This window comes from Halovenus anhuiensis (assembly GCF_037080055.1).
In the GTDB taxonomy this organism is placed as follows: Archaea; Halobacteriota; Halobacteria; order Halobacteriales; family Haloarculaceae; genus Halovenus.
Genome location: NZ_JBAOJI010000001.1, coordinates 1,071,874 through 1,098,167, shown reverse-complemented (window position 1 = coordinate 1,098,167; position 26,294 = coordinate 1,071,874). Strand labels below are relative to the sequence as shown.

The following is a 26,294-nucleotide window of genomic DNA, read 5'->3' as shown; positions in this document are numbered from 1 at the left end:
GTGGGAAAACATAAGTGAAGTCGGTGTCTCCTGACAACTATGAGCAAGCAGGGGAGAGACACCGAATTCGAACTGGAGGACGTGACCGCTGTGTTCGAGGACCGCGAGGATTACGCCGAACCGCTCACCGCGACGGAAATCGCCGAGCGACTCGGCTGTTCACGACGGACAGCGCTGAACAAACTTCATCGGCTAGAGGAGAACACAGATCTCACGAGCAAGAAAGTCGGCGGTCGGAGTCGAGTCTGGTGGATTCCAGTCCACGTCTGAGCTACTCGACCGGGAGATTCCACTCGTCGGCTCGTGATTCGGCTTCTGATTGCGCACGGGAGCGAATCGTCTCGATCTGGTTTTCGTCGTCGAGAAATGATTCGACAGCGGCTAATCCGCTCTGTTCGTGCTCATCCCGTTCGATCCGCTCGCTCGGCGCTCGGTCGCGGGTTCGCTCGGCCAATTCCTGATCGCCGGTGAGCACCTCCGCAGGGAGTCCCGGCGGGACACGCGCGGAGTCGCTCTCCTGAAGCGGCTGCAGAGCGGATCGGTCGAGCGCATACAATCCCAGCCGATAGGGGCCACTGCTTGCAATTTCGGTGAGTGCGTCGGCACCGGTCGCGTCCGGTTCTGTGTGGTAGGCCGCGACCGGGACGCCGTCAGTGAACGTAATGACGCCCGCTCGATCCGCACTCAACAGCAGCGTCTCCTGTGGTTCGAGTCGCGCGTATCCCGTTAGATCACGGTCGAGTGCACCAGTTAGCACTGTTTCGATGCTGTTGAGCACCCGCTGTCGGAGGAGTTGTCCCTGTGGCAGATTCATGGCTCGGGAATGACGGCATTCCGAAAGCGATCCGCGACGGTCGTTCCGGAGCCATCCTGCACGTCTATTGCCGCCGCTGCCTCCCGATACGCGCTCGCGACAGCAGAGTTGGGTGCGTGCGCGAGCAACGGTTTGCTCGCTCGCCTGGCCTCTCGGACCGTCTCGCTTTCGGGAATACTCGTGAGAATGCTTCCCTCGAAATACCGCTCTGCTTTGTCATTGATCCGCTCGATATCCTCGTCCGGTGCAACCCGATTGAAGAGAACGCCAGCGACTCCCGTCCCATAGGTTGTCGCGTACTCCTGAACCTTGAGCCCGTCAGAAATTGCCGGAATGGTCGGCTGGACGACGATCACCACTCGATCAGCGAGCACGATGGGCAAGACGGCGCTTCGGCTTCCCAGCGCGGCCGCCGAGTCCAGCAGGATGACATCAGTCTGCTCTGCAACTGTCGCAACCACGTCCCTGAGTCGTGTCGGATCTGCCTCCCTGAACCCGGACAACGAGGTGCCACATGGAATGACATCCATGCCGAACCGTTCGTATATCGCCGCTTGCACTGGAGCGTCGCCACCGAGAACCTCGTGCAGCGTCGTCTCTTGATCCGAAAGTCCGGTGTGAAAGAGCAGGTTCGCCATGCCCGTATCCGCGTCGATCACCGTCACGTCGTACTCTTCGGCGAGGGCCATCCCGAGCGCTAGCGTGCTCGTTGTCTTGCCAGTCCCGCCCTTGCCGCTGGCAACAGCGAATACCTCGACCATACAGGTCAACCTGTTCCTGTGTCCACATATAAACGCTCGGATCGGTCGCGCCTCGAACTCACTCGTGCATCGCTGTGGTCAGTGTCTCATAAAATGATGTATTCGCACCCGCAACCGTGGCCGACCCGTGCGGGTACGGTGGTCGGGTGTTCCGTCACTCTTGGACCCATCTGGAGCGACGGATGTCGAAACTCCCACAGACAGGGCAACTGTGATGCTGGACCTCGAACGCTGTTTCACAGGCGAGACAGATGTAGGGAAGAGAGTTATCTGTCCGTGTCGAGAGTCCGGACATCCGCTTTGCCCTGCTGAAGACACCCATTGCGACCACACTTACCACGTAGAGTTGGATGAGTATAAAGAGGCGAGATAGTTTACGCCATTTTTTGGCCCCGCTGTCTTGCGATTCTTTGGTTGTGGCCTGCTTTCTTAGGACTTGCCAGTTCGGTATCGCTGGCTAAGAATCGTCTCTGTTTATCCCCTATATAATCTCATTGTTCCTACAGATAGTCATCATTCAGTACCACTTCTAAACAGTCAGAGTGAACCACAAATATACGTATTCTGTAATTATCCGATTAGTATCTATACGGCTCTTTGTTTCCGTACGCATATGTATAATGAATCTGTTACTATTTCTCTTGATCGGGTTTCTGATATGGTCACTTTTGAGCGAACGATCGCTGGGAAAGAACGATCTCATCGCGTTTATTCTAGCGAGCGAATCTGGTTTACGACTCAGCCGAGACGGTGATGGATCCTCACCAGAGGGCTCCCCAACGCTTCTGACGACACCCCTTCACCATCGAGCGACAGTCTCTCAATAACAGTGTGCTTTCGATCTACATTTCCTGCGTGCGCGGGCCCGCAGTTTCGGCTACTCCCCCGACGATCCCCACTCCATTCGCCGCTCGTGGCATCGAGATTCTCGCTTCGCTCACCGATCAGAATCAGAGGTATCTGCCCTTCCCGATTTGAACTCGCCGAGACAGTCCGGGCATGCGACTCGCTTTGCTCGTCGTTCCGGGCTGTGACTCGTCTGCTCAAATCGTGTCGCCGTGGACTTTTGACTGCTCACGTAGTTCGCAGCAACAGCGTTCGCGGCTCACTGCGTTCGCCGTTCACAGAACGAGATCCTCACGACGTTCGGATCTCGCAGTCCGCCCTCCCCGATTTGAACAGGTGACAGACGATCGCCTCGCTTCGCTCGGCGCTGCGACTGTCGTGTTCAAATCGGCTCGATTGGACGTGCTTTCCGCTCACAAGTTGGCTCGCGGAAAAGCAGTCCGCCCTCCCCGATTTGAACGGGGGGCAAGTCGATCTACAGTCGACTGCTCTACCAGTCTGAGCTAAGGGCGGTCGCATCAAAGTGTAGGATGGCTGGGCAACTTAACCATTATGCATTCAGGTTGTCCGGCCACCCGAGTCTGACGGCTGTCAGACATCCAGGGAAGATTGAAATAGGTGGGGTGAATACCTCCGATAACTCGATGAGCAAAATCACATTCCGGGCGGACGACGAGCTCATCACCCAACTTGAGGAGTTCGACGCCTCCAAGAGCGAGGTCATGCGAGAGGCACTTCGAGAGTATCTCGAAACTCATGGCGAAGACGAAGCCGTCGTGACCGAGAGTGCCACCGAGACAGACAGTGGCAGTCTCGACGAGTTGGTCGCCGACCGCGTCGACAACATCATCGCCGACCGACTCGACGGCGCGTTTACGCCCGCGCAGCCACAGGACGTCAACGTAAACATCACCTTAGAGGGGCAAGCAACACCTTCTACCGTAAAGTCTGACACACAGGCGAACACTGAAAGCACCTCGTCACACACTGCGTCCAACGACGTGTCACACGAGGTCGAGGGGAGTAAGACAGAGGCGGGTGACACCGAAAACGCGCGTGTACAACAAAGTACGACGTGCACGAAATGTGGTGAAAACGTAGAGCCTTCCCACGTTTACTGCCCGAACTGTGGAGAGAAGACATCCCACCGAGTGTTCTGCGAATGTGGTGACGAGATCCGATCTGACTGGTCTCACTGCCCCAGCTGTGGGAGACGAACCCCCGCTGCGGATGTTCTCGACCAACCATGAAGTGCTGTAAACGCGGCTCAGCGGCTGTTTACTCGGGTAAACGCACCTGTGTCTTACGCTGACCGGTACTTTTATTATCCTCTGGTCTGTGGTTAAGTCTGCGTAAGACGGTCGTCTTACACAACGTGGGTTGTCGTGTGCGGCCCGCCGCCTTCTGGCGGTTCTGTTGTGTAAGACGGTCGGGCGGGCCGTAAACTCCGCCCCGTCTTACCACAGGGGAAACTAACAACAATGGAGCGTGTGACACTGCGGATTCCGAAAGAGCAGATCGAAGAGGTAGAGCAGATGGTCGATACCGGCGAGTATCCAAACCGGAGCGAGGCAATTCGCTCGGCGGTGCGGGAGATGCTCGCGGATCAGGAGACTGGTAAAGAACGACCGTCAGAAAAACGCAAACGGCGCAACAGCCAGCGGCAGAAAGACCGCTCGTGGGCCAAGGTGTAACGATGCAGGATATCGTCAACGAAGCCCTCGAACGCGACGAGCAAGAACAGCAGCAGATGGAAGACGTCGACGGATTCGGCGATCCGCGGATCGTCATCGTCGGCGCGGGCGGCGCTGGCAACAACACCGTCAACCGACTGTACAACATCGGTGTCGACGGTGCCGAGACCATCGCGATCAACACCGACAAACAGCACCTGCAGATGATCGAAGCCGACACGAAGATCCTCGTCGGCAAATCCCTCACCAACGGCCTCGGTGCCGGTGGCGACCCCTCGATGGGCGAGCGGGCGACCGAGATGGCACAGGGAACGATCAAAGAGGTGCTCGGCGACGCGGACCTGGTCTTCGTCACCGCGGGTATGGGTGGCGGAACCGGGACTGGCGCCGCACCCGTCGTCTCCAAGATCGCAAAAGAACAGGGCGCAATCGTTGTCGGGATGGTCTCGACGCCGTTCAACGTCGAACGCGCCCGGACGGTCAAGGCCGAGGAAGGACTCGAGCGGCTCCGGGACGAAGCCGACTCGATCATCGTGCTCGACAACAATCGGCTACTCGATTACGTTCCGAACCTGCCGATTGGCAAGGCCTTCTCGGTGATGGACCAGATCATCGCCGAGACGGTCAAGGGCATCTCCGAGACGATCACCCAGCCGTCGCTGATCAACCTGGACTACGCGGATATGACCTCGATTATGAACCAGGGCGGCGTCGCGGTGATGCTGGTCGGAGAGACACAGGACAAAAACAAGACCGAGGAGGTTGTCAAGGATGCGATGAACCATCCACTGCTCGATGTCGACTACCGCGGCGCGAGTGGTGGACTGGTTCACATCACCGGTGGTCCCGACCTCACCCTGCAGGAGGCTGAGGGAATCGCCCAGAACATCACCGACCGCCTCGAAGCAAGCGCGAACGTCATCTGGGGGGCCCGGATTCAGGAAGAGTACAAGGGTAAGGTGCGGGTCATGGCGATCATGACCGGCGTCAAAAGCGCCCAGGTGCTCGGTCCGACGACCCAGAAACAGGCGGACAAGTCCCGCCAAGCAATCGACGGCGTCGACGAGAACGACGAGGCCTTCGACGCGGCCAACAACTTCCAGCAGTCGAACCAGGAGTTCGGTGAGACCGACGGCGGCCACGAAGAAGTCGAGACGAAAAACGGACTCGACGTCGTCCGGACCGAGTAATTCGGCATCGGACGCGATATTTTCCTTTTTTGTTTTGTCTGACAGCGCATCGTCTGCTCGCTGTGAGACGATTTGACTCACCGTGTGAGTACATAACCGCACGACAGCGAGTGTCCGACACTGTCGACAATCCCGTGTCTGACTCGCCGTGAGACAGTAGAAGTGTCCCGTCTGCTACCGGTCGACCCAAGAGGGTTCGCGTGCCGATCAGACGGCTTCGAGGGTTTCCAGCAGATCGCACTTTCGACAGAACTCGCCGGTCGTTGGACTGCCGCAGTTGTCACACTCGTCGAGATCGGGTGATCCGTCACGGTACTCGTCTGAGGCCAATCCGGCGAGTTCTTCGTACCCGGACATGATTGAGTGTCGCGTCCCGGGATGTTTCTCTTCGAGTTTGTACAGCAGGTCCTGGACCTCCCCTCGGAAGGCCTCGTCTGCGTGGGGACACTCGGTCATGTGCGCGGGCAGATCCTGGAGGTGTGCGTACAGCGCGACCTCCTTTTCGGGAATATCTCGCAGCGGTTTCGCTCGCGGAATAAAGTCGTCTGACTCACCGCGCGTGCGGGCAGCGTCGGCCCCCTCGAACGGGCCGATACTCGAGTCGTACTGTTGTGACATCTTTCTGATATCGCCCTCGAAGAAATTCATCAGTGCCGTTTCGGCTTCGTCATCAAGATTGTGACCAGTCAGAAGTTTGTCAGCGTTGTACTCCTCGGCGTAGCGCGAGAGCACGTCCCGTCTGAAGACTCCGCAGTAGGCACAGGCCGCCATGTTGTGTGGGTCCTCTTCGACGACGTTGTCCATCTCGACGCCGAACTCCTCGGCGTAGGAGACCGTCTCGTGTCGGATGTCGAGATCGGCCGTCAGTTCCTCACAGGCGTCGAGGCTCTTGTCGCGGTACTCGTCGATGCCCTCGTGGATGGACAGCGCGATCATCTCGACACGGGGGTCTTTCGCGAAGGTGTCGTGCAGGATCTGGGTGAGGACGACGCTATCCTTGCCGCCGGAGAGGCCGATCACCCACGTCTCGGGGTCCTCGACAGTCGCGTCGTCGGGGAGGAGATTGTCTTCCCGGATTCGACTGCGGACCCGCTTCTCGACCGAGGCACAGAAGTGTTCTTCACACATGTGCAGGCCGGAGTAGGCGGCGTGCATGACTGCCTCGTTCGGACACTTATCGCACTCCATTACCGCGGGATAGTCGACTGGGCCGGTTGACCCTTTCGACTCCACTTCAGCCAGTAGGATCTTCCTACGGTCCATCATCGTTTTGCACTCGCGGCCGTTACTGATTCCAATGGCAGAATGGGACCGGGAGCGGGCGGTCGACCGCGTTGAGCACGTCGTCGAAACTGTCGAGCGCGAGCAGATGCCAGTCCCAGTCCGGGAAATCTGGGTCTACGGCGATATCGCGCTCGGCCTCGATCCGGTCGAACGACTCGATATCTACCTGACCAAGGATATCCTGCTGCACGACGACGCCGACCGGGAGGCGGAGTTCGTCGAGGAGTACGGCATCGAGAGCGTCGGCAAGACCGTTCGGGCGGAGTGGGCCGACGCCAACCCCGAGTATCTCCGGGCGACATCGGGTGGCCACGCTGCCCCCGAGAAGTGTCTGGCTGCACATCTCCTCGGCGACGACGAGCCGATTCATCTCGAAGTCTGTAACGCGAGTTTCGAGGACAACGTGAAACAGCGGCTCAAGGGGGCACTCGCACGCGAGAGCTACGAAGAAATCCTCGATCCTCGCGGTGTCTGTCTCTGGATGGAGGGCACCCGCTCGACGGAGGCCGTCGAGAAACTCCGGGCCGGCGAGTTCGTCTTCCCGACACTACCCGACGCGTTGGAGATGCTCGGCGCGGATGCGGAGACTGCCGAGGCGGCCGCCGACACTCTCGCTGGATCACGCGAGCGACAGGAGGGCAGTTCTGTTCGTGGTGACGTGATCTGATCGCTTCTGACTGTTACCGCACTGTCCCGACAGTCACGTAGAACGGAATCGTCTCGGTCCGTCGGTACTGCTCGTCCTGTAGTTGTTCGATTGCTTCACGACCGATCGCCCGCCACTGCTCGCGCAGGTCGTCGAACTCCTCTGGAGTGGTCTCGCCGGCGAGAATCGTCTCCCGGTCGGTGTCGATCCCTGTCCCGCTTGCCTTCCGGCGGATCGATTCCAGGGCCTGCTCGGAGTACGGTGGCTCGGTGATCCGCTCGTGGTTGTACTGCTCGATAGCGATCACATCCAGGCCCGCGGCAGCGAACAGTTCGCTCGCTTCCCCCATCGTCACGTCAGTATCGACACCGTCGAAGTACAGCGCTCGCGCTCGCTCGGCGAGTGTGGATTCGCCGTCGACCGTCGATTCGATTGCGACGGCACTGTTATCTGGCTCGATGACCGCGACGCGGTCACGCGAGACGCGGGCGAACTCTCCGAGGGCCTCGACTGGATCGGGCAGATTCACGAGCAATGCTTGGCAGACGACGAGATCGAAACTGTCCGTCTGGAAGGGCAGTCTGGTCGCATCACCGAGCGCGCGGGGCGCAGCGACGTGCTCCAGCAGTTCTCGGTCGGCGTCGAGGGCAACCACCTCACCGGGCGTCTCGGCTCTGAGAATGCGCGTCAGCTCGCCGGTTCCCGCCCCGACGTCGAGCACGCGCTCTCGCGAGTCGAGCGCGAGGTCGGCGAGTGCGCTCCGGGAGTCCTCCCACATCCCCTCGCGGGTCGTCTCCAGATACTCGGCTGTGAACCGGCGCACGGCCGTCCTTGCCGGCAGACCGATAAAAAGAGCGGGGTTCAGAACAGATCCCGAAGCGAGTCCGCCTCGCCGGTGATCGATTCACTGAGCGCCGCCGCCAGCTCGGAACCGTCTCCTTCCGAGCCGCCGCTTTCGAGCATCGTCGCGACGGTGTCCGGTAGCTCCGGTCGAGGGGCGTTCTCGTGGCGGCGGATGCGCTCGGTCTTGGCCGTCTGCTCGTGCACCGCCTGCAACATCGGGGCCCCGCGGAGATACTCGAACCGGTCGAGCAGCAAGACCCCACGTTCGGTGAACCCGTAGAACGTCCCCGGAAGGTTCCGTTTCCGCTGGCTGGCTTCGAGATCGTAGGTCGTGGTGAGACCGAACTCTCCGAGTTCGGCCAACTGGTCGAGGACGGCTGACTCGCTCTTCTGACTGTAGTAGGCCAGTTCGGCAAGCGACGGCAGGTGTGCTGGATGGCCGAGAATCGTCTGGATGATCCGGTGGCGGGTTTCCTGCGCGAAGACGGCGTGTAATTCCCGCTGTGTCTCGAACGGCGAGAGGTGCTCTCCTGGCGGTATCTCGCTCATACCTTCTGTTTCTCGGCGAATGTCTTATAGCTTGGTACAACCGACTTGATTAAACCAAGTTAATTTGCTCGCCATCTCGCGCAGTCTCACGTCCGATTCGTACCAGACGGAGAAACACACACATGGGTTTTACACTGCTCTCGCCCGTTAGTCTCGGAGGATGTCCGAACAGGAACACGCCGACGTACTCGAAGAGCTTGCGAGCCTGCCGACACTCGCGCATCCGACAGCCTCGCCGGATGGTGACGAGATTGCGGTCTACTACGATATCACCGGGCGCAATGAACTCCACGTCGTCGATACGGAGACCGGGGAACTCGACCAGTGGAGTGAGGGCGAAGTTCCGCGGAACGCCCGCTGGTACGTCGAATGGGGGGCCGACGGAGAGCAGGTCTATTTTCATCTCGACGAGGGGGGCAACGAGCAGAACGATATCCACGCACTCTCACGGGACGGCACGGTCGAACCGGTCGTCGAGATGGACGGGCAGGTTGCCCTCCAGTCGGTCGGTGAGGACGGTGAGACGCTGATCGTCGGCTCCAGTCGCGACGGGCAGATGAACCTCTACCGCCACGACATTCCCTCCGGTGAGACGACGAAGATCACCGACTACGAACGGGCTGCCGGTGGCGCACAACTCTCGCCGGACTGTTCTCAGGTCGCGTACTCGACCAACGAGAGCGACGACTTCGACAACCGCGATGTCTACGTCGCCGATGTCGATGGCTCGAACCCTCGGAACCTCCATCTCGGCGAGGACGGTGCCGAGAGCGCACCAGTCGACTGGGGGCCCGACGGTGAACGATTGCTCGTCGGAGACAACACGGACGATCTCGGCCGAATCGGCGTCTACACTCTCGAAAACGACGACGTACGATGGCTCGGCGACGGCGAGTACGAGGAGGCCGCCGAAGCGTTCCTGTCGGACGGCGAGCGCGTGCTCGGCACGCGCCAGCGCACGGCCGAGACGATCCCGATCGTCTACGATCTGGAGACAGGCGAGGCAACGGAGTTCGACCTTCCCGAAGGCGTCGCCTCCTTCGGCATGGCCGGCGATCCGGTGCTCGGCGACGACCGGGTCGTGCTGACACATACGACGCCGACGACCCGGCCAGAACTGCTCGCCTACAACGTCGATACTCACGAGACGGAGACGTTGGTCGAACCAGAGTACGGACCGTTCTCGCCGGACGAGTTCGCCGACGCGGAGTACTTCCGCGTCGACTCCGATGGGGTACCAGAGACTCGACAGGCGGCCATCGACCACGACCCCTATGAGGAACTTGAAATCGAGGCGTTGCTGTACGACTCGGGGGCTCGTCCGTCGGGATTGATCGTCAACCCGCACGGTGGTCCGCGCGCACGTGACACGAAATCGTTCGATCTCTACACGCAGGTGCTGGTCTCGCTCGGCTTTTCGGTCCTGCAGGTGAACTACCGCGGGTCGACCGGTCGCGGCCGTGAGTTCGTCGAGGAACTGATCGACGACTGGGGCGGCGCGGAGCAGGGTGACGTGGCAATCGCCGCCGAGCACGTCCTCGCCGAGTACGACTACCTCGACGAGGATCGGGTCGTCGTCTTCGGCGGTTCCTATGGCGGCTACTCCGCGTACTGGCAACTCGTCCAGTATCCAGATCTGTACGACGCTGGCGTGGCGTGGATCGGCGTGACGGATCTGGACGACATGTTCGAGAACACGATGCCGCACTTCCGGACGGAGTTGATGGAGAAGTACCTCGGCACACCAGAGGAGAATCCAGATCTGTACGAGCAGCGCTCGCCGGTGACACACGTCGATAATCTCGACGCCCCGCTGTTCATCGTCCACGGGGTCAACGACCGCCGCGTGCCGGTCTCACAGGCCCGGATCTTCCAGGATGCCCTCGAAGAGTCCGGCTACGAGGAAGGCGACGGAACCGGAACCGACGGCGACTACGAGTACCGCGAACTTGGCGAGGAGGGCCACGCATCCTCGGACCAACAGCAGAAACTGCGGATGTTCGAGTCGCTGGCCGATTTCCTCGACCGACGGATCGGCACCGAACAGACCTTCTGACCGCCCCATTCCGTCCGCGGCGGATCTCCGTCAACTCGGTGACTTACGACGAAATCGAAACGTCGCCGCCATACACTCGCTCGGCGAACAGGAGTGCGACCAGCGCGAATATGATGACCGCGTAGGAACTGGCGGCGAACATGGCGTCCTGTAGCGTGTCGTACTCGCCGGTCCGGAAGATGATTGCTTTCCGAACCATCGCGATTACTCCTGTGTAGATGACCAGTCGAACGATCCTGCGAGTGTCACTCTCCTCGACGTAGGCAAGCACCGTCTGGTAGACTTCGACGATGATCAAAAGCAACAGACCAGTGTCGATAAACCCGATCACGACCAGCGGATCGGTGATATCTCCGCTCTCGACGGCACCGAAAATCTGGAGTGTCAGATCGATAACGCCGATGGCGAACAGTGCGGCGAAGACGGTCGCTGCAGCTAGCTCGACGCCACGGACGAATCCGTTTACCGCCAGTGTGTATCGCTCCGAGATCTCGTGCATGAAACTTGGCTCGGCCATCCCCGGGTCGTCAGCAGATTGTTCGTCACTCGCCATCGCTCCAGCCGGTTCTCTCCGTCGGGCGTAGTTGTTTTGTCATCTATCCCTTGATTGGGCTTCACACGCATAACCTGTGGGGTGACCGTCAGGTCAACGATCCGGGAAAATCAGCCTCGCTCGACGATCTAGTCTCGTAGTTCTTGTACGCGGTCGATGTTCCACTCGTAGCTCTTGCCGTTCTCGGTTGGGGTTTCGAGGACGAGTGGCACGTCGCGGATTGCATCGTGGTTGATGAACGCACGCATTCCCGCCTCGCCTATCTCGCCCTCGCCGATGTGGGCGTGTTCGTCCTTGTTCGTCCCGCAGTCGTGTTTCGAGTCGTTCAGGTGGACATAAGAGAGTTTGTCGAAGCCGACCACGTCGTCGAATTCGCCGAGTGACTGCTCGACGGCATCGCTCGTCGAGAGATCGTAGCCCGCGGCGAAGGCGTGGGCGGTATCTAGACAGACTTCGATGTCGGCGTTGGTGCGGTCGATCACACCGGCGAGGTGCTCGAACTCACCGCCGAGTTTGGTGCCGCTGCCCGCGTCGGATTCGATCAACAGGGTCACGTCGTCAGGGATGTCGAGCGAGTCGATGATTTCGGCAGCGTTGTCGAGACCACCCTCGACGCCCGCGCCGGTGTGCGCTCCCAGGTGGACGTTGACAAAGTCGATCCCCAGTCTGTCGGCGGCGTCGAGTTCGGCCTGCATGCTGGATCGGGACTTCTCCTGAAGATCCGCTTTCGGCGTAGCGAGGTTGACGAGATACGCCGAGTGGATGACCCACGGGCCGACGCTCGATTCGACGGAGCCGTCGACGAACCGATCCACTTCGTCGTCCTCGATTTCGGGTTCCTGCCAGACCTGCGGCGATGTCGTGAAGATCTGTCCGCAGTTACCCCCGACATCCAACTGTCGCTGGACCGCGTTGTCGACTCCGCCTGCCACCGAAACGTGTGCGCCTACGTGCATACTCAATCGAACGGAACCTGCGATCATAGTGGCTTCGGCTTCCGCCGCGGCGCTCACTCCGCCAGCGGATCCGTCCGCTCGCGATTCCACTTCTCCGAGTCGTATTTTTCTGCTGCGATCTCACGAGCTCGATTCAGTTCCTCGTCGGTCCACGTCCCCACCTCGGCATCGGCCCACTCCGCCAGTGCCGTTTCGAGTCGATTCACAGCCGTCGGTCGGTCGATGCCGGACTGTTCGCGGATCGAGGTGACTCGCTCGGCGAACTGCTCGGCGGCGATCTCCTCGGTCGCGAAGACGCCGAGATGACGGTCCACGTTGCGTGAATAGGAGAGCGAGCCGTGCTGGATAACAGCGTCGCGCTGGCGGTACTGGGCGTTGCCGCTGATCTTTCGGCCGCCGGCGAGGATATCGTGAGCCGGATGGATCGCCCGCAGATAGCAGGCTGGCTGGTAGATCGCATCCTGTTCGGCCTCGGCGAAGGCCGCGTCGACGCCCATGCGATCGAAAGCATCGAGGATCGGTTCACAGAGCAGTTCGTAGGAATCCATCAGGTCGCCAGGCAGCTCCTCCGCCGGGGCGATGATCGAGTAGGAGATATCGGCGTCGACATCGTGATAGATTCCGCCGCCGCCAGTCTGCCGGCGGGTGACGGTGATCCCCTCGCGCTCGCAGTACTCCCAGTCGATGCTCTCCGCTGATTGGCGGTAGCCGGCGCTGAGCGTGCTCGGGTCCCATCGATAGAGCCGCAGCGTTCGCGGGCCGCCCGCCGCGGCAGTTTCGGCGGCGACCTCGTCGAGTGCCATCTGCATCGGGCCCGGGTGACGCTCTTCGGTAACGAGTCGCCACTTCCGGTCGGCCAGATCGGTCATACTCGCCGTATGGCCGGCACTGTCAAAGGCGTGTCTCCCCGTGAGCAGTTTGCACAGCTGTCGAGAATCGACAGACCAAATTATCCCCTCGGCGGTTATTCGGTATGACCGAATTCAACTACGAGACAGAGATCGACGTTCGATTCCGCGATCTGGATTCGATGGGCCACGTGAACAACGCTGTCTACGCGACTTTCTTCGAGCATGCCCGGACGCTGTACATCGACGAGGTCTTCGGCGGCCGCCCGGAGGAGATCAACGTCGCACTCGTCAACCTCAATATCGACTTCAAGCGGCAGGTCCGCTTCGGCGAGACGGTCACGGTTGGCGTGGGTGTCACGGAAATCGGCGAATCGAGCGTCACGATGGAGTACACGGTTCGAACGGACGACGAGGTGGCCGCGACGGGGAGTACGATCCTCGTCGCCATCGACGACGAGGGTAACTCCCGGGCCATGCCCGAAGAGATCCGCGAGCGCATCGAGGAGCACGAAGGGCTGTAGCCCACCTCCAGGTTTTTACCCCCGCGGTGTCTCCGGTGGCGTATGCCACGGGGGATTCTTGTTCCGAACGACGAACCCGACCTCGCATCGTTCGCCGAGCGCGTCGAGTCACTGGGCTATCACTCGTTGTGGACCGGCGAACTCTGGACTCGCGACGCGTTCATCGCATTGACTCAGGCCGCCGACGTGACGACCGACATCGGTCTCGGGACGGCCATCGCGAACGTCTACGGCCGCACGCCGGCGACGCTCGCGCAGGCGGCGGCGACGCTGAATCGCGTCTCCGACGGTCGCGCTCGCCTCGGTCTCGGTACGTCGACGCGGAAGGCCGTCGAGGACTTGCACGGGATGTCCTTCGAGAATCCGGCCCGGCGACTCCACGAGACGGCCGAACTCGCCGGCGAGTTTCTCAACGGTTCCGGCCGAGTCTCCTACGACGGCGAGCTGTTCGAGGTCGCCGACTTTCCGGCCCTCGGCGCGGACGTACCGGTCTACACCGCGGCGCTGGGGCCGGCGACACGCCGGGCGACCGGCCGAGTCGCCGACGGTTGGCTTCCACACAACATCCCCTTTGGGAGACTTTCGGAGGCCTTCGAGACCATCGCGGAGACGGCCCGCGAACGTGACCGCGATCCCGAGGAGATCACAGTCGCACCTTATATCCCCTCCGCAGTGAGCGACGACCCCGACCGTGCCCGAGAAGCGATCCGCGGCCACGTCGCCTACTACGTCGGCAGCGGGGAGGGCTACCGGCGGGCGGTCGCCCAGCAGTTCCCCGACGGTGCGGAGGCGGTCGCCGAGGCGTGGGCAGCGGGCGAGCGCGAGCGCGCACGCGAAGAAGTCACTGACGAGATGGTCGACGCCCTTGGCGTCTGGGGCTCACCCGACGAGGCGCGCGACCAGTTCGACCGTGTCGCGTCGATGGATAGCATCGACGATCCGCTCGTAGTCATCCCGAACGGAACGCCACAGGATATCAAAGAGCAAACGATCGACGTGCTGAGCCCGGCCTGATCTGCGACCCACGTCTCTGATCGAGAAACGCCGTTTCGAGTGCTGACAGAGCGCGGGACCCGTTATGACCCGTCCGCGAGTAGTCTCTCGTACGCGATGAGATTCACACAACTCAAACGCGGCTTCGGCATGGCAATCCGGAGCCTCGCCGTCCTGAAGCGGAACCCGAAACTGCTGGTCTTCCCCCTGTTCGCGGGGATCAGTTCGCTGGCCTTCCTCGCGCTGTTGCTCGGCTCGACGTTTGGCGCCTTCGTGGGTATCGGCGGAATCGAAGCGATCGAGACGCCTTCGGCGCTCGAAACGACGATCAACAACAACCCCGGAATCACCGTCGCAGCGCTGTTTTTCGGCTATCTCGGGACGACGTTCGCCTCGGTGTTTTTCACCGGCGCGCTCGTCGCCGAGTCCCGCCGCGCCTTCGCCGGCGAATCGATCAATCTGAAACGTGGGATGGCTCGGGCCTGGGCCGCGAAATACAAGTTGTTCGCCTGGGCGTTGATCGCCGCGACCGTCGGGATCATCATCGACGCTATCGAGGGTTCGGACTCGCCGGTTTCGCAGGTGTTCGCGGCGGTGTTCGGCGTCGCCTGGACGATCATCACGTTTTTCGTCGTTCCGGTCGCGATCCTGGATTCGGAGAGCACGATCCGGGAGATGTTCAGCCGGAGCGGTCGAACCTTTCGGGAGAACATCGGTGAGACGGTGATCGGGCTGGCTGCACCGCGTGTGATCGGTGGCGTCGTCGGCATTGTCACGGTCGGCTTCGTTATCGTCCTGAGCGATCTCACCAGCAGCGCGCTCGTGTTAGCCCCCATTCTGGTCGGCGGGCTGATCCTCGCACAGTTGCTCTCGACGACGATTCGAGGAATTCTCAAGACGCTGCTGTACGTCTATGCGACTGATGGAGAGACTCCCGAGGGGTTCGATTCGACGGATCTCGACGCCCTGGTCCCGGGATCGAATCGGTAGTCCTGCGCTCGTCGATCAGGAAGAAAAAATACTGTTTTCCGCTCGATTATCGGTGACTGTACATTCCGGCTTCGGGTTCGGAGTCGGTGTAAGCGCGGAGCCCGACCCCGAGGAGGAGCACGCCTGCGAGCAGGCTCACGTACAGGCCGAGACTGGGGGCGAGATCGGCCGAGCCGACGACGCCGAGGGCTTCGGCCAGCGTATAGCCAGCGACGCCGACGATGATCACCCCGAGCAGCGCAGCGATAAGTTGTGCCGATTCCGTCCAGTCCGCGACGTACAGGAGTCCAACGGCGACGATGCCCATCAGCAATGCGATAATCTCGCGGCCGCCGAGGCCGACGCCGTCAACCAGCCCGGGACCGGTCCACGGGAGGACGGCACCGACGACTGCGAGCACTCCGCCGAGGAGGACGAACTTCTCACCGATCGATAAGTCGGAAACGCCCATGGGCGAGATTCCGAATCGGCACACTAAACGCTTTCTACACGCTTATCGCGCCGGCAGATCTCACACTCGAAATTGGACTCTAGGCAAAAAACGAGGTCGCAACTGATCGCGCAGTTTAGGCGTACTTTTTGACGACATCGAGAATGTCGTCGAGTTCGTCGCCGGACAGCGAGTACCGCTCCTGGGCGTACAGCGCGCGGAGTTCGTCACGGTCGAGCGGTTTGGTATCGACGATCTTGTGTGCCGTCTTGTCGTCGACCTTTTCGAGTTCGAGCAGTTCGTCGACGAACTCGCGTGCCTCTTCTGGGTCGAGTACCGCAAAGCGGTTGACGTGTTCGATCGCTCGGGAGAGTTCGTAGCGCATCTCGCGGTCTTCGTCTTCGGCTCGGTCCATCTCGATCCCTTCGAGAATCTCTTTGGTCTCTGCGACGGTGAGATACTCCTCGTCGACTTTCTCTTTGAAGATGCTCATAACTGGACGCTAATTTGTACGGTGTAGACAACCGAGGGCAAAATACCTTCGGAAACGGTGACGAGCTTCTGACCGCGAAACGCGGCGGTACGTACAGTATGCCCGTCTTCGTACCCGGGAGTATGACACGGATTCCTCGCGCTGTCGTTCGTGCTCCGTCGACGCTGTCTCGGCGTCGGCTTCTCGCAGCCCTCGCAACTGGCTCGGCGGCCGCACTCGCCGGCTGTCTTGGCGGGGACGATTCCGGTGACGATCCGGATGAGCAAAACGAGACGGCCGACGGAAACGAAACAGACCAGCGTGACGAAAACGACGCGAATAGCCCCGACCAATCTGTCCCCGAAGCGTTCGGCGATCACACCGCACTCAGAGAGTACTCCCGAGAGTTCGTCGACCTACTTGCGGCCGGAGAAACCGAGACGGCGACGCAGTGGCTCAGTCCCGCCGTTGTGGATGCGCTGGAGCGCAGTCCGCAGACACCGACCGACATCGTCGAGGAGTGGCAAAACGCACTGGCGCTCGATGGCCCCCCGGAGCGATACCGATCCGTCGCCTACACCAGCAACAACGCCGGAAACGACAACATCACTCTCTGGATCGTCGACGGTGACAGAGAGGTCGAGGTGGCGCTCACGTACGGTGACGAGGGAATCCGTCGGCTCATCGCGACGCCGATTCCCGAGTGGTCCCCACCCGACTACGTCGATGAGACGGCTATCACCGAGACGGAGATTGAACTGGAGACGCCGCTCGACTGTTCGCTCGGCGGGACGATCACACGCCCTGCAGATGCCGACGAACCGGTTCCCGGAGTCGTCCTCGTCCACGGCAACGGCCCGCAGGATCGAGACGTGACGACGGGGCCGAATCGGCCGTTCAAAGAACTGGCGTGGGGGCTGGCGACGCGAGGCGTTGCCGTGTTGCGCTACGACAAACGCACGTTCGCCTGTCCGGTCGACCACGCCGACGCGACGGTCGACGATATCGTGACTGCGGATGCGCTCACTGCGATCGATCGACTCAGATCTCACGAAGCAACCGACCCCGAGCGGATATTCGTGGCTGGACAGAGTTTCGGCGGGTTGTTCGCGCCGCGGATCACCGCCCGCGACGGCAACCTCGCCGGGACGGTGATGCTCGCACCTGGTCCCGCACGGTCGTTCGCGACGACCATCGTCGATCAGGCCAAACACCTGCTCGATTTGCAGGGGGTCTCCGGCGTCCAGCGCGAACAACAACTCGCACAGGTGGAGGCTGAAGCCGAGCAGATCCGCTCGCTCGACCTCGGTGACGACGAAATCGTTCGTTTCGGCGGCCGTGAGTTCTACGAGAGCCTCCAGTCGTACGATCACACCGAGACGGTTGCCGAACTCGACACTCCGGTGTTGCTCTTACAGGGTGGGCAGGACTGGCAGGTCACCATCGAAGACGACCTCCCCATCTGGCGCGAGGCCCTCGCCGACAAAGCCAACGCGCGGATCATCGAATACCCGGATCTGAACCATCTCCTGCAGGTCAGCGAGGGCCGCCGGACGCGTGCGGAGTACGTCGAACCGAACAGTCCAGTCGCCGAGCGCGTGATCGACGATATCACGGGCTTCGTCGAGGATCCGTCAGGGGACTCCCGAGCGATGCACGTTGGTGGGCTGTTGGGATCGAGGTGACTGCGACGACGGTGGATTTTTGATCGAGACACCCGTTCCTGAGGACGTGCCAACGCGTTTGACAGCAGTCGAGACCGTCCACGAAGAGGGCTCGTGGCTGTTCACCGCGACCGACGGCAGCGGTGAGCAGACCGAAGTGACACTCGTTCCCTGCGAGGATGGCGTCGAAGCGTGGGTGAACCGATGTACCCACGAGGAGCAGCGACTCGACCGCGGCGGCGACATCGGCGCGGTCCTGCGTGACGGCGGCATCGTCTGTCCGAAGCACGGATCGGTGTTCGACGCCTGCGGCGGTGGCTGTGAGAACGGCCCCGCCGCCGGATCGGAACTGTGGGCCGTGCAGGTTTCGGTCAATCGCGGCGACGTGTTCCTCACCGACGACGAGTACGAATTCGTTCACGAAGGGGGAGTCGACGACGACGATGACCCGAGTTCGACATCACACCTGCGCTTTTGATTGGTACGGGAACGGAGTCTTGGGACTCACTCCAGTCGCTCGACGAGCGATTCGAGTTCTTCTTTACGTTGGCTCTTGGCCTCCTCTCTGAGTATCTCCTCGTTTTCAGTCTCGCAGACGAGGTCGGGGACTGCTGTGGGGCTCCCGTCGTCGTCGATAGCGACGAAAGTCAAAAACGACGAGGTCGTCTCGCGAATCTCGTTTTCCCGAGGATCTTCCGCGCGCACGTCGACTTTGACGTTGATGCTCGTCTCGCCGGTGTTGTAGACGTAGGCTTCGATAACGGCAATTTCGCCGAGATCGATGGGGCCTTTGAAGTCGACGTGATCCATCGAGGCGGTCACGACGGCCTGATTGCTAAAACGTAGTGCGGCGATGGCACCGCAGATGTCCATCCAGTGGAGGACTGCGCCACCGAGTGCGCGACCGAGCGCGTTCGTGTCGTTCGGCAAGAGCATCTCCGTCATCTCGGTGTACGACGATGTCAGCGTTGCAGTATCGGTGTTTTCTGCCATATCCGCACAAATTGGCACACCGGTACATGTCAGTTGTGACTGCTGTTTCATCCGGCCGTCTCGCTCGTTCCAACACACATTTGACCGCAGTTGCCGAACTCTCGACTGTGTACACGACCACCGACGACGGTGTCGACCTCTTCTCCGAAACTGCCGGCGACGGCGAGTGCATTGCCTTCGTAGGTGATTGTGGCTTCGGCGCTTGGCAGTGGGCCTGGCAGTACGACGCGCTGGCCGGTCCCTACGAGACGTTGGTCTGGGATCTCCGGGGAACGGGCCAGTCCGACACGCCGGCAGGTCCGTACGACGTCGACCGCCTCGCCGCCGACCTCGAGGAGGTTCTTGCCGATAATTCGGTCCGCCGGGTCCACGTCGTCGGGGCCGGACTGGGGGGGATGATCGCGCTTCGGTACGCCCGGGAGTACGGTCGCGCGGCGTCGCTGTCGCTATTTGGAACCGCGCCATCTGGCGAGCAGGTCGAGACTGCTGCGCTCCGGCGGTTGTTCCCCGACCCGGACGACACGAGTGGGGACAGCGCTCCGGCGGCGTTCCGAGACACACTCGATGGTGCGTTCTCACAGGCATTTCGCCAATCTGAGGCCTGCGAGCAGATCGTCGAGTGGCGGAGCGAGGAGGATTCACTCGGTGCTGGACTGGACGCACAGACCGCCGCCGTCGAATCGTTCGAGGCCGGACCGCTGTACGAACTCACGGTGCCGACGCTGGTCTTTCACGGTGTCGAGGATCCGGTGGTTGACCCCGAAGTCGGGAGGGAACTCGCCGAGGACCTCCCTCGCGGCGAGTTCGAGGCGGTCGAAGGACGACGACTCGCCCACGTCGAACACGCTCGCGCTGTCACTGACCGACTCGACGAGTTCGTCGACGAACACCGATCCGAGTGAGCGGCAGCGAGAGGCGTGACCGTGAGCGCGGCAGAACTCGCCAGCGCTGGGAAGTTTATATACGGTCATCGACTACGGACTGGCAATGAGTCGATTGCGAATTGCGCTGCTGAATGCGGCCCACGACGGTGACCATACCCGGCGGAACTTCCGGCGGGAAATCGACGCCGACCTCGTCGAGTACAACGTCACCGACGGCGACCTGCCCGATAGCTTCGCGTTCGACGCCGCTCTCGTGACGGGGTCGCGGGCCTCTGTCTACTGGGACGAGCCGTGGATCGGCGACCTCAAGCGGTGGGTCGGCGAGGCCATCGAGACTGGAATGCCGTTTCTTGGCGTCTGTTACGGCCACCAGTTGCTCGCCGACGTGCTCGGCGGCAGCGTCGCCGACATGGGTGAGTACGAGATTGGGTACAGAGAGATCGAACACGACGGTGACTCGGTGCTGTTCGAGGGCATCGACGACCGGTTCACCGCCTTCACCACTCACTCCGATCACGTCGCGGATTTGCCGCCGGGCGCGGAGTTGCTGGCGAAAAACGACTACGGAATCCACGGCTTCCGGAACGGATCGGTCTTTGCCGTTCAGTTCCACCCCGAGTACGACATGCAGACCGCCAGAAAGATCACCCGTGGCAAGGATCAACTCTCGGCCGAGCGCCGCGAGTCGATCCTCGACGGGATCGATGAAGAGAACTACGCTGCTGCCTGCCGAACGAAGACGCTGTTCGAGAATTTCACACGGTTCGTCCGCCGACAGCGCGAGGAAGGCGGTACGCAATCGAGCGTCGCCAGTGACTGAGTGTTAGGACCGATCAGGCGCGAGCGCTTCCATCGTCTGTTTGATCTCGTCGACGTCCGCGCCGCGAGGATAGGAGGTGTAGACCGCATCGACGCCCTCGATCGACTCGTACTGGTCGAGTTGTTCGCGGGCCTCCTCCGGCGTGCCTGCAACGCCCATCTCCGAGAGGAGTTCCTCCCTGACGAGTTGCTGGGCGTGCTCGCGGTCGCCGTCCTGCCAGGCGTCGTAGATCGTGTGCGCCAGATCCTCGTGACCCTGTCTGGCGAGGCTGTCGCGGTAGTACGTACCCATCCCGCCGAGGTAGAAGGCGAGATGTTGGGTGACCTGTTCGCGGGCGTACTCGCTGTCGTCCAGAGCGAGGCAGGTCACAGAGACGGTCGTCCGGAACTCCTCCGGATCGCGGTCGCCGAGTTCGAGGCCGCGTTCGAGATCGTCCATCCGGTCGGCCAGTCCGTCGTGGGTAAAGGTCGTCGCGTGCCAGCCGTCGGCGAAGCGACCGCACATCTCGACGGCCTTCGGCCCTAGCCCTGCGGCGTCGACTTTCGGGATCGTCTCGGGCAGATCACAGCGCAGTCGGAAGCCATCGAGATCGAAGTATTTGCCCTCGTAGGACACTTCTTCGCCCGAGAGGACCTGTTTAATGATCTCGACGGTTTCGCGGGTCCGGCGGAGGGGGTTACCGAAGTCCTCGCCGTGCCAGTTTTCGATCACGATGGGACCGCTGGGGCCGACACCGAGTCGGAACCGACCGTCGCTGGCTTCCTGCAGCGTCACAGCGGTCTGGCCGAGCAGCGAGGGTGAGCGCGAATAGGTGTTGAGAATGCTCGTCCCGAGACCAATCTCTTCGGTGCGGTGAGCGGCCGTCGCGAGCAGTGTGACGGCATCGCGGCCCCACGTTTCGGGTGCCCAGGCCATGTCGTAGCCCAGTTGTTCGGCCAGTTCGATCTGGTCGACCATCGCGTCGAGTGACGGCTGTGCCCCGACTGAGAGGAACACGTCTCGGTCTGTCATACTCTCTCTTTACGAGGCGCAGTATATAGTAGTAGGTTACCGCGGCCGCGAGTTTCAGCGGAGTGAAACGATTGGCGATTTGGACTCAGTCGGCTTGTTTGTGGATCTCGCCTTTGATCGCGAGCGTGTCGAAATCGTGGTCCGGTCGGATGTTGACGAAGTCCAGAAACCCCTCTGCGGAGGCGAGTACGTCACTGTCGTAGTACTCGGTCGCAACACCGACCGTGGTCCCAGCACCGATGATCGGTTCGAGTGCGGCCAGCGCGCAGGCGATATCGTACGCGCGGGCGTCATTGATCCCGTCGGCGTTGACTTTCGTCGCGTCGATGAAGTACAGTTCTCCGCCGGCGATCAGAACGTTCTCGGCCCGGAGGTCGCCGTGGACGAGTTCGGCATCGTGCATCCGTGACAGGGCGTAAAACAGATCGGGGGCGTACGACTCGACGGCCGAGAAATCGAGTTCGTCGAGCGTCTCGAAATCAGGGAGGTATTCGAGGACGACGACGCCGTACCCCTCGTGCTCGAAGGCTTCGAGCGGTTCGGGGACGTTGACGCCCAGTTCTCGCATCTTTCGGGTCGATTCGAGTTCGTGTTCGGCCATCGCATAGGGCGTCCCGAACCGCTGAAAGAAGCCTTCGGAGCCGCTGGCGAAGACACCGATGTTCCGGCCGGTCGTCAGCAGACCGTGGACGAGCGTGTTCTGACCGCTGATGATCTTGACGAAAAACTGCTCGTTGACGACCGCGGGCGTCGAGAGCCAGTTGTCCGCGTCCAGCAGCCGAACGCACTCGAAGGACTCGCCGTGACGGATTGCCGTCTCTTCGCCGACGGATTCGAGTTCCTCGTCGGGTACGGCCCCCCTGAGCAGATCGCGGATTGCCATCTATCTTCTGTTCATGTCCGCCGCGTATATAACTCCGGGAGATGTTACCGCTCTGAAACGCCGCGAAACTCGAACCAGTCTCCGCTGACCAGGCACGCTGTTCTGCTGTTTTCCGGCGGCAGCACGGTACCCCGTCTCACTGGACCGGCCAAAATCAGATCTGATAGCCTTCCAGCAATCTTATTCCTCTCGACGCCATATCGTTATTTGGAGCCAGTTGGCTCCGTAGTGTCACACGCTGGGGGTTGTTCCCCCACTTTTCCCTTGTGCAATCCGAATAGTCACACGTCGGTACGAGTCTGTCGACGGTTTTGGACGCCGACCTGACGTATTCCAATGGTATGATTAATTACTGATCGGCCAAACTTGTTGATAGATGACGGGGGATTCAGGAGTTTTGATCGTCGATGACGAGCCAGAGGTTGTCGAAACGTACCGAAAGCACTTGGCCGACAGCTACTCAGTCCGGACTGTCCAGTCGGGGGAAGCGGCACTCGATGCCCTGGGCGAATGGGTCGATGTCGTGTTACTCGATCGGCGGATGCCGGGAATGCACGGTGACGAGGTGCTCGAACGGATACACGAGCGCGGCGTCGACTGTCGGGTCGTCATGGTGACGGCCGTCGATCCGGATCTCGATATCGTCACGATGGCGTTCGACGAGTATCTGGTCAAACCGGTTTCCGGCGACCAACTGCGCGAGACGATCGATCGATTGCTCCGGCGGGAGCAACTGGACGCACAGATCCAGCGGATCGTCGAAGTTGGTTCGAAACTAGCGACACTCGAAGCCAAACTGGGGTACGAACAACTCGAACGAAGCGACCGCTACGCCGAACTCCGCGAGGAGTTCGATCAGCTTCGAGAGGAGACAACGCTGGGTGACGTCAACGAGGATCCGTATCTCGAAGCGACCGTCGAGAACATCGACGCACTCCTGCCAGAACGGACGTAACCGCCTCTGGCACCGCCAGAGACGAGTCAGGCAGCACAATACTACGGCAGTCAGAGCCGTACGCTCGCGGAGAGGCGGTGCGAATATGAAACGATTTCTACTCGTCGTCTGTGTCTTCGCTGGGCTCTGTCTCCTCTTATTTCCTACGACGGGAGCGCCGAGCGCACAATCACCCACGACGGACGATCTCCAACTGTCCGCAACCTCGGCTCACGATGGGGCTTACACCAGCGCCACCGACGGAGAACAACTCCAGATCCGGGTCGGTCACGGGGAGCGTGGGCTCAACGACGAGGCTATTACGACCATTGATTCAGTCTTCGAGATTACGTATACTGGGCCCGGATCCGCCACGGTCTGGCTCGAAGCGCCTGTCTCCGGTGTCCAGTTCTACCGCGGGCCGAATCCAGGGAAGCAGATCGACGATAAAGAAACCATGACGATGACGAGCGGTGACGCGGTCAGAGTTGGGATTCTCCTCGATACGACACAAACTGACTCCCCACTCGCGGAGTTCGACGTATTCCGGGTTGGGATTCGCGGGGTGGGAACTGACAGCGCAGACGACACGAAACAGATTCCTGTCGATCCAGCAGGTTCGACCGACGGAGGCGGCGCTGAGGGCACTCCGGCCGAGGGCGGTCCGAGTGATCCCGACGATACTCCGACCGACCCTGGTGGCGACCAGCAGGACGGGTCGGAAGACCCGCCGACGGCTGATCCGCCGCCCGACATTCCAGACATCCCGCTCCCAAACATTGATCCGGGATCGATATTCGGAGATGGAGTCGGGCCCGGTGGTGCTGGCCCCGATCAACGTCCCGGTGGGGGCGGAACAACAGCGGGTTCGGTGACTGAACCGGGAACCGCTCCTGACACGACACAGACCAGTCTTGCCAGCGTCAGATGGATCCTGCTTCTAGTCTCGGGGGTGATCTGTGGTGCGCTGGGTGGAGTCGCCCTGCGGCGTCTCGTCTCCGGAGAGATGTCGTAACACCATTGTGTGTCCACTCACACCTGCACGAACACAACGATGACCGGATCGGATTCACTGGATACGGGATTGGGATTTCGGCGAGCGGTTGCCTCGGAGGCCCGTCCGGTCGATATCGCGGTACTCGTCTCCGTTCCGCTGATTCTCGCTGGACTGTTCTTTCTCCCACTTTCGATACGGGAACGGTTCGTGTTCGAGACTGCCGAACCAACCGTCCGGACCGCGTATGCGGCTCATTTCGTCCACCGACAGCAGTTTCATCTCCTCGGGAATCTGCTGGTCTATCTCGTCGTCGTGCCCGTTACCTATCTCCTCTGCATACTCAGCCGTCGTCGACAGCTCTTTGCGGTGGCGTTCGTGATGCTGTTTACCGTTTTTCCGTTCGCGCTTTCCGTGATGCAACTGCTTTTTCCCCGCCAGCGGGAGATTCTCGGCTTTTCGGGGATCAATGCGGGCTTTTTCGGGCTGCTCTGTGTCGCGTGGATCATCTATGCCGGACGACATTTTGCCGGCGGAACCAGTACACGGTACGCCCCGGCGCTTTTGTTCGTGATGATGGGGGCCATCGCGCTGATCACTCTTCCCTCTCGGGCGTGGCGGCTGGAAATCGCCATCGTATCGCTCGGTCTCGGGGTGGGGTACGTTCTCCTCTGGCTGCGTCGAGGAGAGTACCCGACGCTCGACACGATCCGTGAGGGATTCGACCGATTCGGCTACGCCGAACTCGCTGGCGCTGGCTTCGGACTGATCGTCTCGTATCCGTTCGTCGGTTTCCGCCGGTTCGTTACCGTGGGGACGGGCATTCTCGACGTGTACATCCATCTCCTCGGCTACTCGCTGGCGTTCATAATTGTGTACGCCTACGTCGCGGTCGTCGAACCGTAGCGGATCACTCTCCCGCTTCGGGCGGGCCGTCGCTCGCACCCAGCCGCATTTCCGTTCTGGTGATGTAGAGATGAGCCAGCGACGTGACCAGAAACGTCGTCGCGACGAAGACTGCAGCCTCGATCCCCGACAGCAGGCCGAAGAGGGGGAGTCCGAGCGCAACGAGAGCGATTACCCCGAAATTGACGAGTCCGAGGCCGGTATAGAAGAGACTCCAGGGAATCTCTCGCCCGCTGACAATTTCCATGTAAATCTCGACCTCGTCGGACGCGGGGCCCATCGTGATCATTCCCTCCCGGTCGTCGAACTCCACCACCCCAGCGTCGTCCATCCGCGGTAGGTGAACCTGCTGGAGGGATGTGTAGACCCGTTTGCGCTGGTCGTAGGAAATCTCCTCTCGGGGAATATCGTTTTCCCACGCGGCGACCTGCTCGGCTAGCTCGCCCAGTTCGGTCCCGTTCTCTGACTGCTGGAGATAATGCAGCGTGAACCGACGACGGTGGTTGCTCAGTAACTCGAAGCAGTCGTCGTGGGTCATCGTCTCGGCTTCGTCGGCAGGGGACTGTTGGGCAGGATCTTTCGTGGCACTCATGTTGCCGTTGGCACATATTTAGCGTAGTCCGTCTGTAGTATAAACCATAATGACAGTATCAAATTCACAAATGAGAATAACACAAGCTATCTTAACTGTGCTTGTAAATGTCACAAAACGGCTTATATCTTTGTAGCAAGCTGTCTCTTTTCGAGCAGAAATTC

At 61.0% G+C, this 26,294-nt stretch carries 30 protein-coding genes and 1 tRNA gene; 16 read left to right on the top strand and 15 right to left on the bottom strand.

Going from position 1 to position 26,294, the window contains the following annotated elements:
* Nucleotides 1–39 precede the first annotated feature (39 nt).
* Nucleotides 40–270: a helix-turn-helix domain-containing protein gene (locus V8P86_RS05615; protein ID WP_336326253.1), complete on the top strand. Its 231-nt coding sequence runs from the start codon at nucleotides 40–42 to the stop codon at nucleotides 268–270.
* A 1-nt stretch (nucleotide 271) separates the two neighbouring features.
* On the opposite strand, the gene V8P86_RS05610 is transcribed toward V8P86_RS05615, so the two are convergent.
* From V8P86_RS05610 to V8P86_RS05600, 3 genes are all read right to left on the bottom strand, one after another.
* A complete protein-coding gene (locus V8P86_RS05610) occupies nucleotides 272–814 on the bottom strand; it encodes a DUF8054 family protein (RefSeq protein ID WP_336326252.1) in 543 nt (180 codons plus the stop codon).
* Nucleotides 811–1,575 (bottom strand): cell division ATPase MinD, encoded by a 765-nt coding sequence (gene minD, locus V8P86_RS05605; protein ID WP_336326251.1) that lies wholly within the window; start codon nucleotides 1,573–1,575, stop codon nucleotides 811–813. The genes V8P86_RS05610 and minD overlap by 4 nt, the downstream gene beginning before the upstream one ends.
* 1,285 nt (nucleotides 1,576–2,860) lie before the next feature.
* Nucleotides 2,861–2,934, bottom strand: a tRNA-Tyr gene (locus V8P86_RS05600).
* 131 nt (nucleotides 2,935–3,065) lie between these two features.
* Here V8P86_RS05600 and V8P86_RS05595 point away from each other — a divergent pair.
* The 3 genes from V8P86_RS05595 (at nucleotide 3,066) to ftsZ (ending at nucleotide 5,305) form a co-directional block, all read left to right on the top strand.
* Nucleotides 3,066–3,671 carry a double zinc ribbon domain-containing protein gene (locus tag V8P86_RS05595; RefSeq protein ID WP_336326250.1) on the top strand — a complete coding sequence of 202 codons (606 nt, stop codon included), beginning with the start codon at nucleotides 3,066–3,068 and terminating at the stop codon, nucleotides 3,669–3,671.
* Between the two features lie 231 nt (nucleotides 3,672–3,902).
* Nucleotides 3,903–4,115, top strand: coding sequence for a transcriptional regulator CdrS (cdrS, locus tag V8P86_RS05590; protein ID WP_336326249.1), 213 nt, complete (start codon nucleotides 3,903–3,905; stop codon nucleotides 4,113–4,115).
* 2 nt (nucleotides 4,116–4,117) lie between these two features.
* Nucleotides 4,118–5,305 (top strand): cell division protein FtsZ, encoded by a 1,188-nt coding sequence (gene ftsZ, locus V8P86_RS05585; protein ID WP_336326248.1) that lies wholly within the window; start codon nucleotides 4,118–4,120, stop codon nucleotides 5,303–5,305.
* Between the two features lie 207 nt (nucleotides 5,306–5,512).
* Here the strand turns inward: ftsZ and ncsA are convergent, their stop codons facing one another.
* Nucleotides 5,513–6,493, bottom strand: coding sequence for a tRNA 2-thiolation protein NcsA (gene ncsA, locus V8P86_RS05580; RefSeq protein ID WP_336326247.1), 981 nt, complete (start codon nucleotides 6,491–6,493; stop codon nucleotides 5,513–5,515).
* Nucleotides 6,494–6,602: 109 nt separating this feature from the next.
* Between ncsA and V8P86_RS05575 the strand changes: the two genes are divergently transcribed.
* A complete protein-coding gene (locus V8P86_RS05575; RefSeq protein WP_336326246.1) occupies nucleotides 6,603–7,256 on the top strand; it encodes a DUF7095 family protein in 654 nt (217 codons plus the stop codon).
* Nucleotides 7,257–7,269: 13 nt separating this feature from the next.
* Here V8P86_RS05575 and V8P86_RS05570 read toward each other — a convergent pair whose 3' ends face one another.
* Both V8P86_RS05570 and V8P86_RS05565 read right to left on the bottom strand, forming a co-directional pair.
* Nucleotides 7,270–8,058 (bottom strand): class I SAM-dependent methyltransferase, encoded by a 789-nt coding sequence (locus tag V8P86_RS05570; RefSeq protein WP_442909355.1) that lies wholly within the window; start codon nucleotides 8,056–8,058, stop codon nucleotides 7,270–7,272.
* A 38-nt stretch (nucleotides 8,059–8,096) separates the two neighbouring features.
* Nucleotides 8,097–8,627, bottom strand: coding sequence for a hypothetical protein (locus V8P86_RS05565; protein WP_336326245.1), 531 nt, complete (start codon nucleotides 8,625–8,627; stop codon nucleotides 8,097–8,099).
* 160 nt (nucleotides 8,628–8,787) lie between these two features.
* Between V8P86_RS05565 and V8P86_RS05560 the strand changes: the two genes are divergently transcribed.
* Complete coding sequence (locus V8P86_RS05560) at nucleotides 8,788–10,683, top strand: S9 family peptidase (protein ID WP_336326244.1); 1,896 nt, start codon at nucleotides 8,788–8,790, stop codon at nucleotides 10,681–10,683.
* A gap of 43 nt (nucleotides 10,684–10,726) precedes the next feature.
* Here V8P86_RS05560 and V8P86_RS05555 read toward each other — a convergent pair whose 3' ends face one another.
* From V8P86_RS05555 to V8P86_RS05545, 3 genes are all read right to left on the bottom strand, one after another.
* Entirely contained in the window at nucleotides 10,727–11,236 is a 510-nt protein-coding gene (locus V8P86_RS05555; RefSeq protein WP_442909354.1) for a phosphate-starvation-inducible PsiE family protein, read from the bottom strand.
* Nucleotides 11,237–11,364: 128 nt separating this feature from the next.
* Nucleotides 11,365–12,192 (bottom strand): deoxyribonuclease IV, encoded by an 828-nt coding sequence (locus V8P86_RS05550; RefSeq protein ID WP_336326243.1) that lies wholly within the window; start codon nucleotides 12,190–12,192, stop codon nucleotides 11,365–11,367.
* Between the two features lie 53 nt (nucleotides 12,193–12,245).
* Nucleotides 12,246–13,061, bottom strand: coding sequence for a lipoate--protein ligase family protein (locus tag V8P86_RS05545; RefSeq protein WP_336326242.1), 816 nt, complete (start codon nucleotides 13,059–13,061; stop codon nucleotides 12,246–12,248).
* Nucleotides 13,062–13,165: 104 nt separating this feature from the next.
* Here V8P86_RS05545 and V8P86_RS05540 point away from each other — a divergent pair, with 104 nt between their 5' ends.
* The 3 genes from V8P86_RS05540 to V8P86_RS05530 all read left to right on the top strand — a co-directional run bounded on the left by V8P86_RS05540 (nucleotide 13,166) and on the right by V8P86_RS05530 (nucleotide 15,547).
* Complete coding sequence (locus V8P86_RS05540) at nucleotides 13,166–13,564, top strand: acyl-CoA thioesterase (protein ID WP_336326241.1); 399 nt, start codon at nucleotides 13,166–13,168, stop codon at nucleotides 13,562–13,564.
* A 42-nt stretch (nucleotides 13,565–13,606) separates the two neighbouring features.
* Entirely contained in the window at nucleotides 13,607–14,578 is a 972-nt protein-coding gene (locus V8P86_RS05535; RefSeq protein ID WP_336326240.1) for an LLM class flavin-dependent oxidoreductase, read from the top strand.
* Nucleotides 14,579–14,674: 96 nt separating this feature from the next.
* Entirely contained in the window at nucleotides 14,675–15,547 is an 873-nt protein-coding gene (locus V8P86_RS05530; protein WP_336326239.1) for a DUF6159 family protein, read from the top strand.
* Between the two features lie 46 nt (nucleotides 15,548–15,593).
* On the opposite strand, the gene V8P86_RS05525 is transcribed toward V8P86_RS05530, so the two are convergent.
* Nucleotides 15,594–15,998, bottom strand: a complete 405-nt coding sequence (locus tag V8P86_RS05525; RefSeq protein WP_336326238.1) for a hypothetical protein — start codon at nucleotides 15,996–15,998, stop codon at nucleotides 15,594–15,596.
* Between the two features lie 115 nt (nucleotides 15,999–16,113).
* Nucleotides 16,114–16,470, bottom strand: a complete 357-nt coding sequence (locus V8P86_RS05520) for an RNA polymerase Rpb4 family protein (protein ID WP_336326237.1) — start codon at nucleotides 16,468–16,470, stop codon at nucleotides 16,114–16,116.
* Nucleotides 16,471–16,592: 122 nt separating this feature from the next.
* Here V8P86_RS05520 and V8P86_RS05515 point away from each other — a divergent pair, with 122 nt between their 5' ends.
* Nucleotides 16,593–18,134, top strand: a complete 1,542-nt coding sequence (locus V8P86_RS05515) for an alpha/beta hydrolase family protein (RefSeq protein WP_336326236.1) — start codon at nucleotides 16,593–16,595, stop codon at nucleotides 18,132–18,134.
* A gap of 46 nt (nucleotides 18,135–18,180) precedes the next feature.
* The gene (locus V8P86_RS05510) at nucleotides 18,181–18,591 is read left to right on the top strand and encodes a Rieske (2Fe-2S) protein (protein ID WP_336326235.1); all 411 of its coding nucleotides are present in this window, start codon (nucleotides 18,181–18,183) and stop codon (nucleotides 18,589–18,591) included.
* Between the two features lie 26 nt (nucleotides 18,592–18,617).
* Here the strand turns inward: V8P86_RS05510 and V8P86_RS05505 are convergent, their stop codons facing one another.
* Nucleotides 18,618–19,106 carry an acyl-CoA thioesterase gene (locus tag V8P86_RS05505; protein ID WP_336326234.1) on the bottom strand — a complete coding sequence of 163 codons (489 nt, stop codon included), beginning with the start codon at nucleotides 19,104–19,106 and terminating at the stop codon, nucleotides 18,618–18,620.
* A 107-nt stretch (nucleotides 19,107–19,213) separates the two neighbouring features.
* On the opposite strand from V8P86_RS05505, the gene V8P86_RS05500 reads away from it, so the two are divergent.
* Both V8P86_RS05500 and V8P86_RS05495 read left to right on the top strand, forming a co-directional pair.
* The gene (locus V8P86_RS05500; protein WP_336326233.1) at nucleotides 19,214–20,008 is read left to right on the top strand and encodes an alpha/beta fold hydrolase; all 795 of its coding nucleotides are present in this window, start codon (nucleotides 19,214–19,216) and stop codon (nucleotides 20,006–20,008) included.
* A gap of 85 nt (nucleotides 20,009–20,093) precedes the next feature.
* Nucleotides 20,094–20,810: a type 1 glutamine amidotransferase gene (locus V8P86_RS05495; protein ID WP_336326232.1), complete on the top strand. Its 717-nt coding sequence runs from the start codon at nucleotides 20,094–20,096 to the stop codon at nucleotides 20,808–20,810.
* A 3-nt stretch (nucleotides 20,811–20,813) separates the two neighbouring features.
* On the opposite strand, the gene V8P86_RS05490 is transcribed toward V8P86_RS05495, so the two are convergent.
* Nucleotides 20,814–21,821: a TIGR04024 family LLM class F420-dependent oxidoreductase gene (locus tag V8P86_RS05490; protein ID WP_336326231.1), complete on the bottom strand. Its 1,008-nt coding sequence runs from the start codon at nucleotides 21,819–21,821 to the stop codon at nucleotides 20,814–20,816.
* 85 nt (nucleotides 21,822–21,906) lie between these two features.
* The gene (locus tag V8P86_RS05485) at nucleotides 21,907–22,704 is read right to left on the bottom strand and encodes an RIO1 family regulatory kinase/ATPase domain-containing protein (RefSeq protein WP_336326230.1); all 798 of its coding nucleotides are present in this window, start codon (nucleotides 22,702–22,704) and stop codon (nucleotides 21,907–21,909) included.
* Nucleotides 22,705–23,080: 376 nt separating this feature from the next.
* On the opposite strand from V8P86_RS05485, the gene V8P86_RS05480 reads away from it, so the two are divergent.
* The 3 genes from V8P86_RS05480 (at nucleotide 23,081) to V8P86_RS05470 (ending at nucleotide 25,538) form a co-directional block, all read left to right on the top strand.
* Nucleotides 23,081–23,659 (top strand): response regulator transcription factor, encoded by a 579-nt coding sequence (locus tag V8P86_RS05480; protein ID WP_336326229.1) that lies wholly within the window; start codon nucleotides 23,081–23,083, stop codon nucleotides 23,657–23,659.
* 85 nt (nucleotides 23,660–23,744) lie between these two features.
* Nucleotides 23,745–24,653 (top strand): hypothetical protein, encoded by a 909-nt coding sequence (locus V8P86_RS05475; protein WP_336326228.1) that lies wholly within the window; start codon nucleotides 23,745–23,747, stop codon nucleotides 24,651–24,653.
* 39 nt (nucleotides 24,654–24,692) lie between these two features.
* Nucleotides 24,693–25,538, top strand: coding sequence for a hypothetical protein (locus V8P86_RS05470; RefSeq protein ID WP_336326227.1), 846 nt, complete (start codon nucleotides 24,693–24,695; stop codon nucleotides 25,536–25,538).
* A gap of 4 nt (nucleotides 25,539–25,542) precedes the next feature.
* Here the strand turns inward: V8P86_RS05470 and V8P86_RS05465 are convergent, their stop codons facing one another.
* Nucleotides 25,543–26,130 (bottom strand): DUF7344 domain-containing protein, encoded by a 588-nt coding sequence (locus V8P86_RS05465; protein WP_336326226.1) that lies wholly within the window; start codon nucleotides 26,128–26,130, stop codon nucleotides 25,543–25,545.
* Nucleotides 26,131–26,294 lie beyond the last annotated feature (164 nt).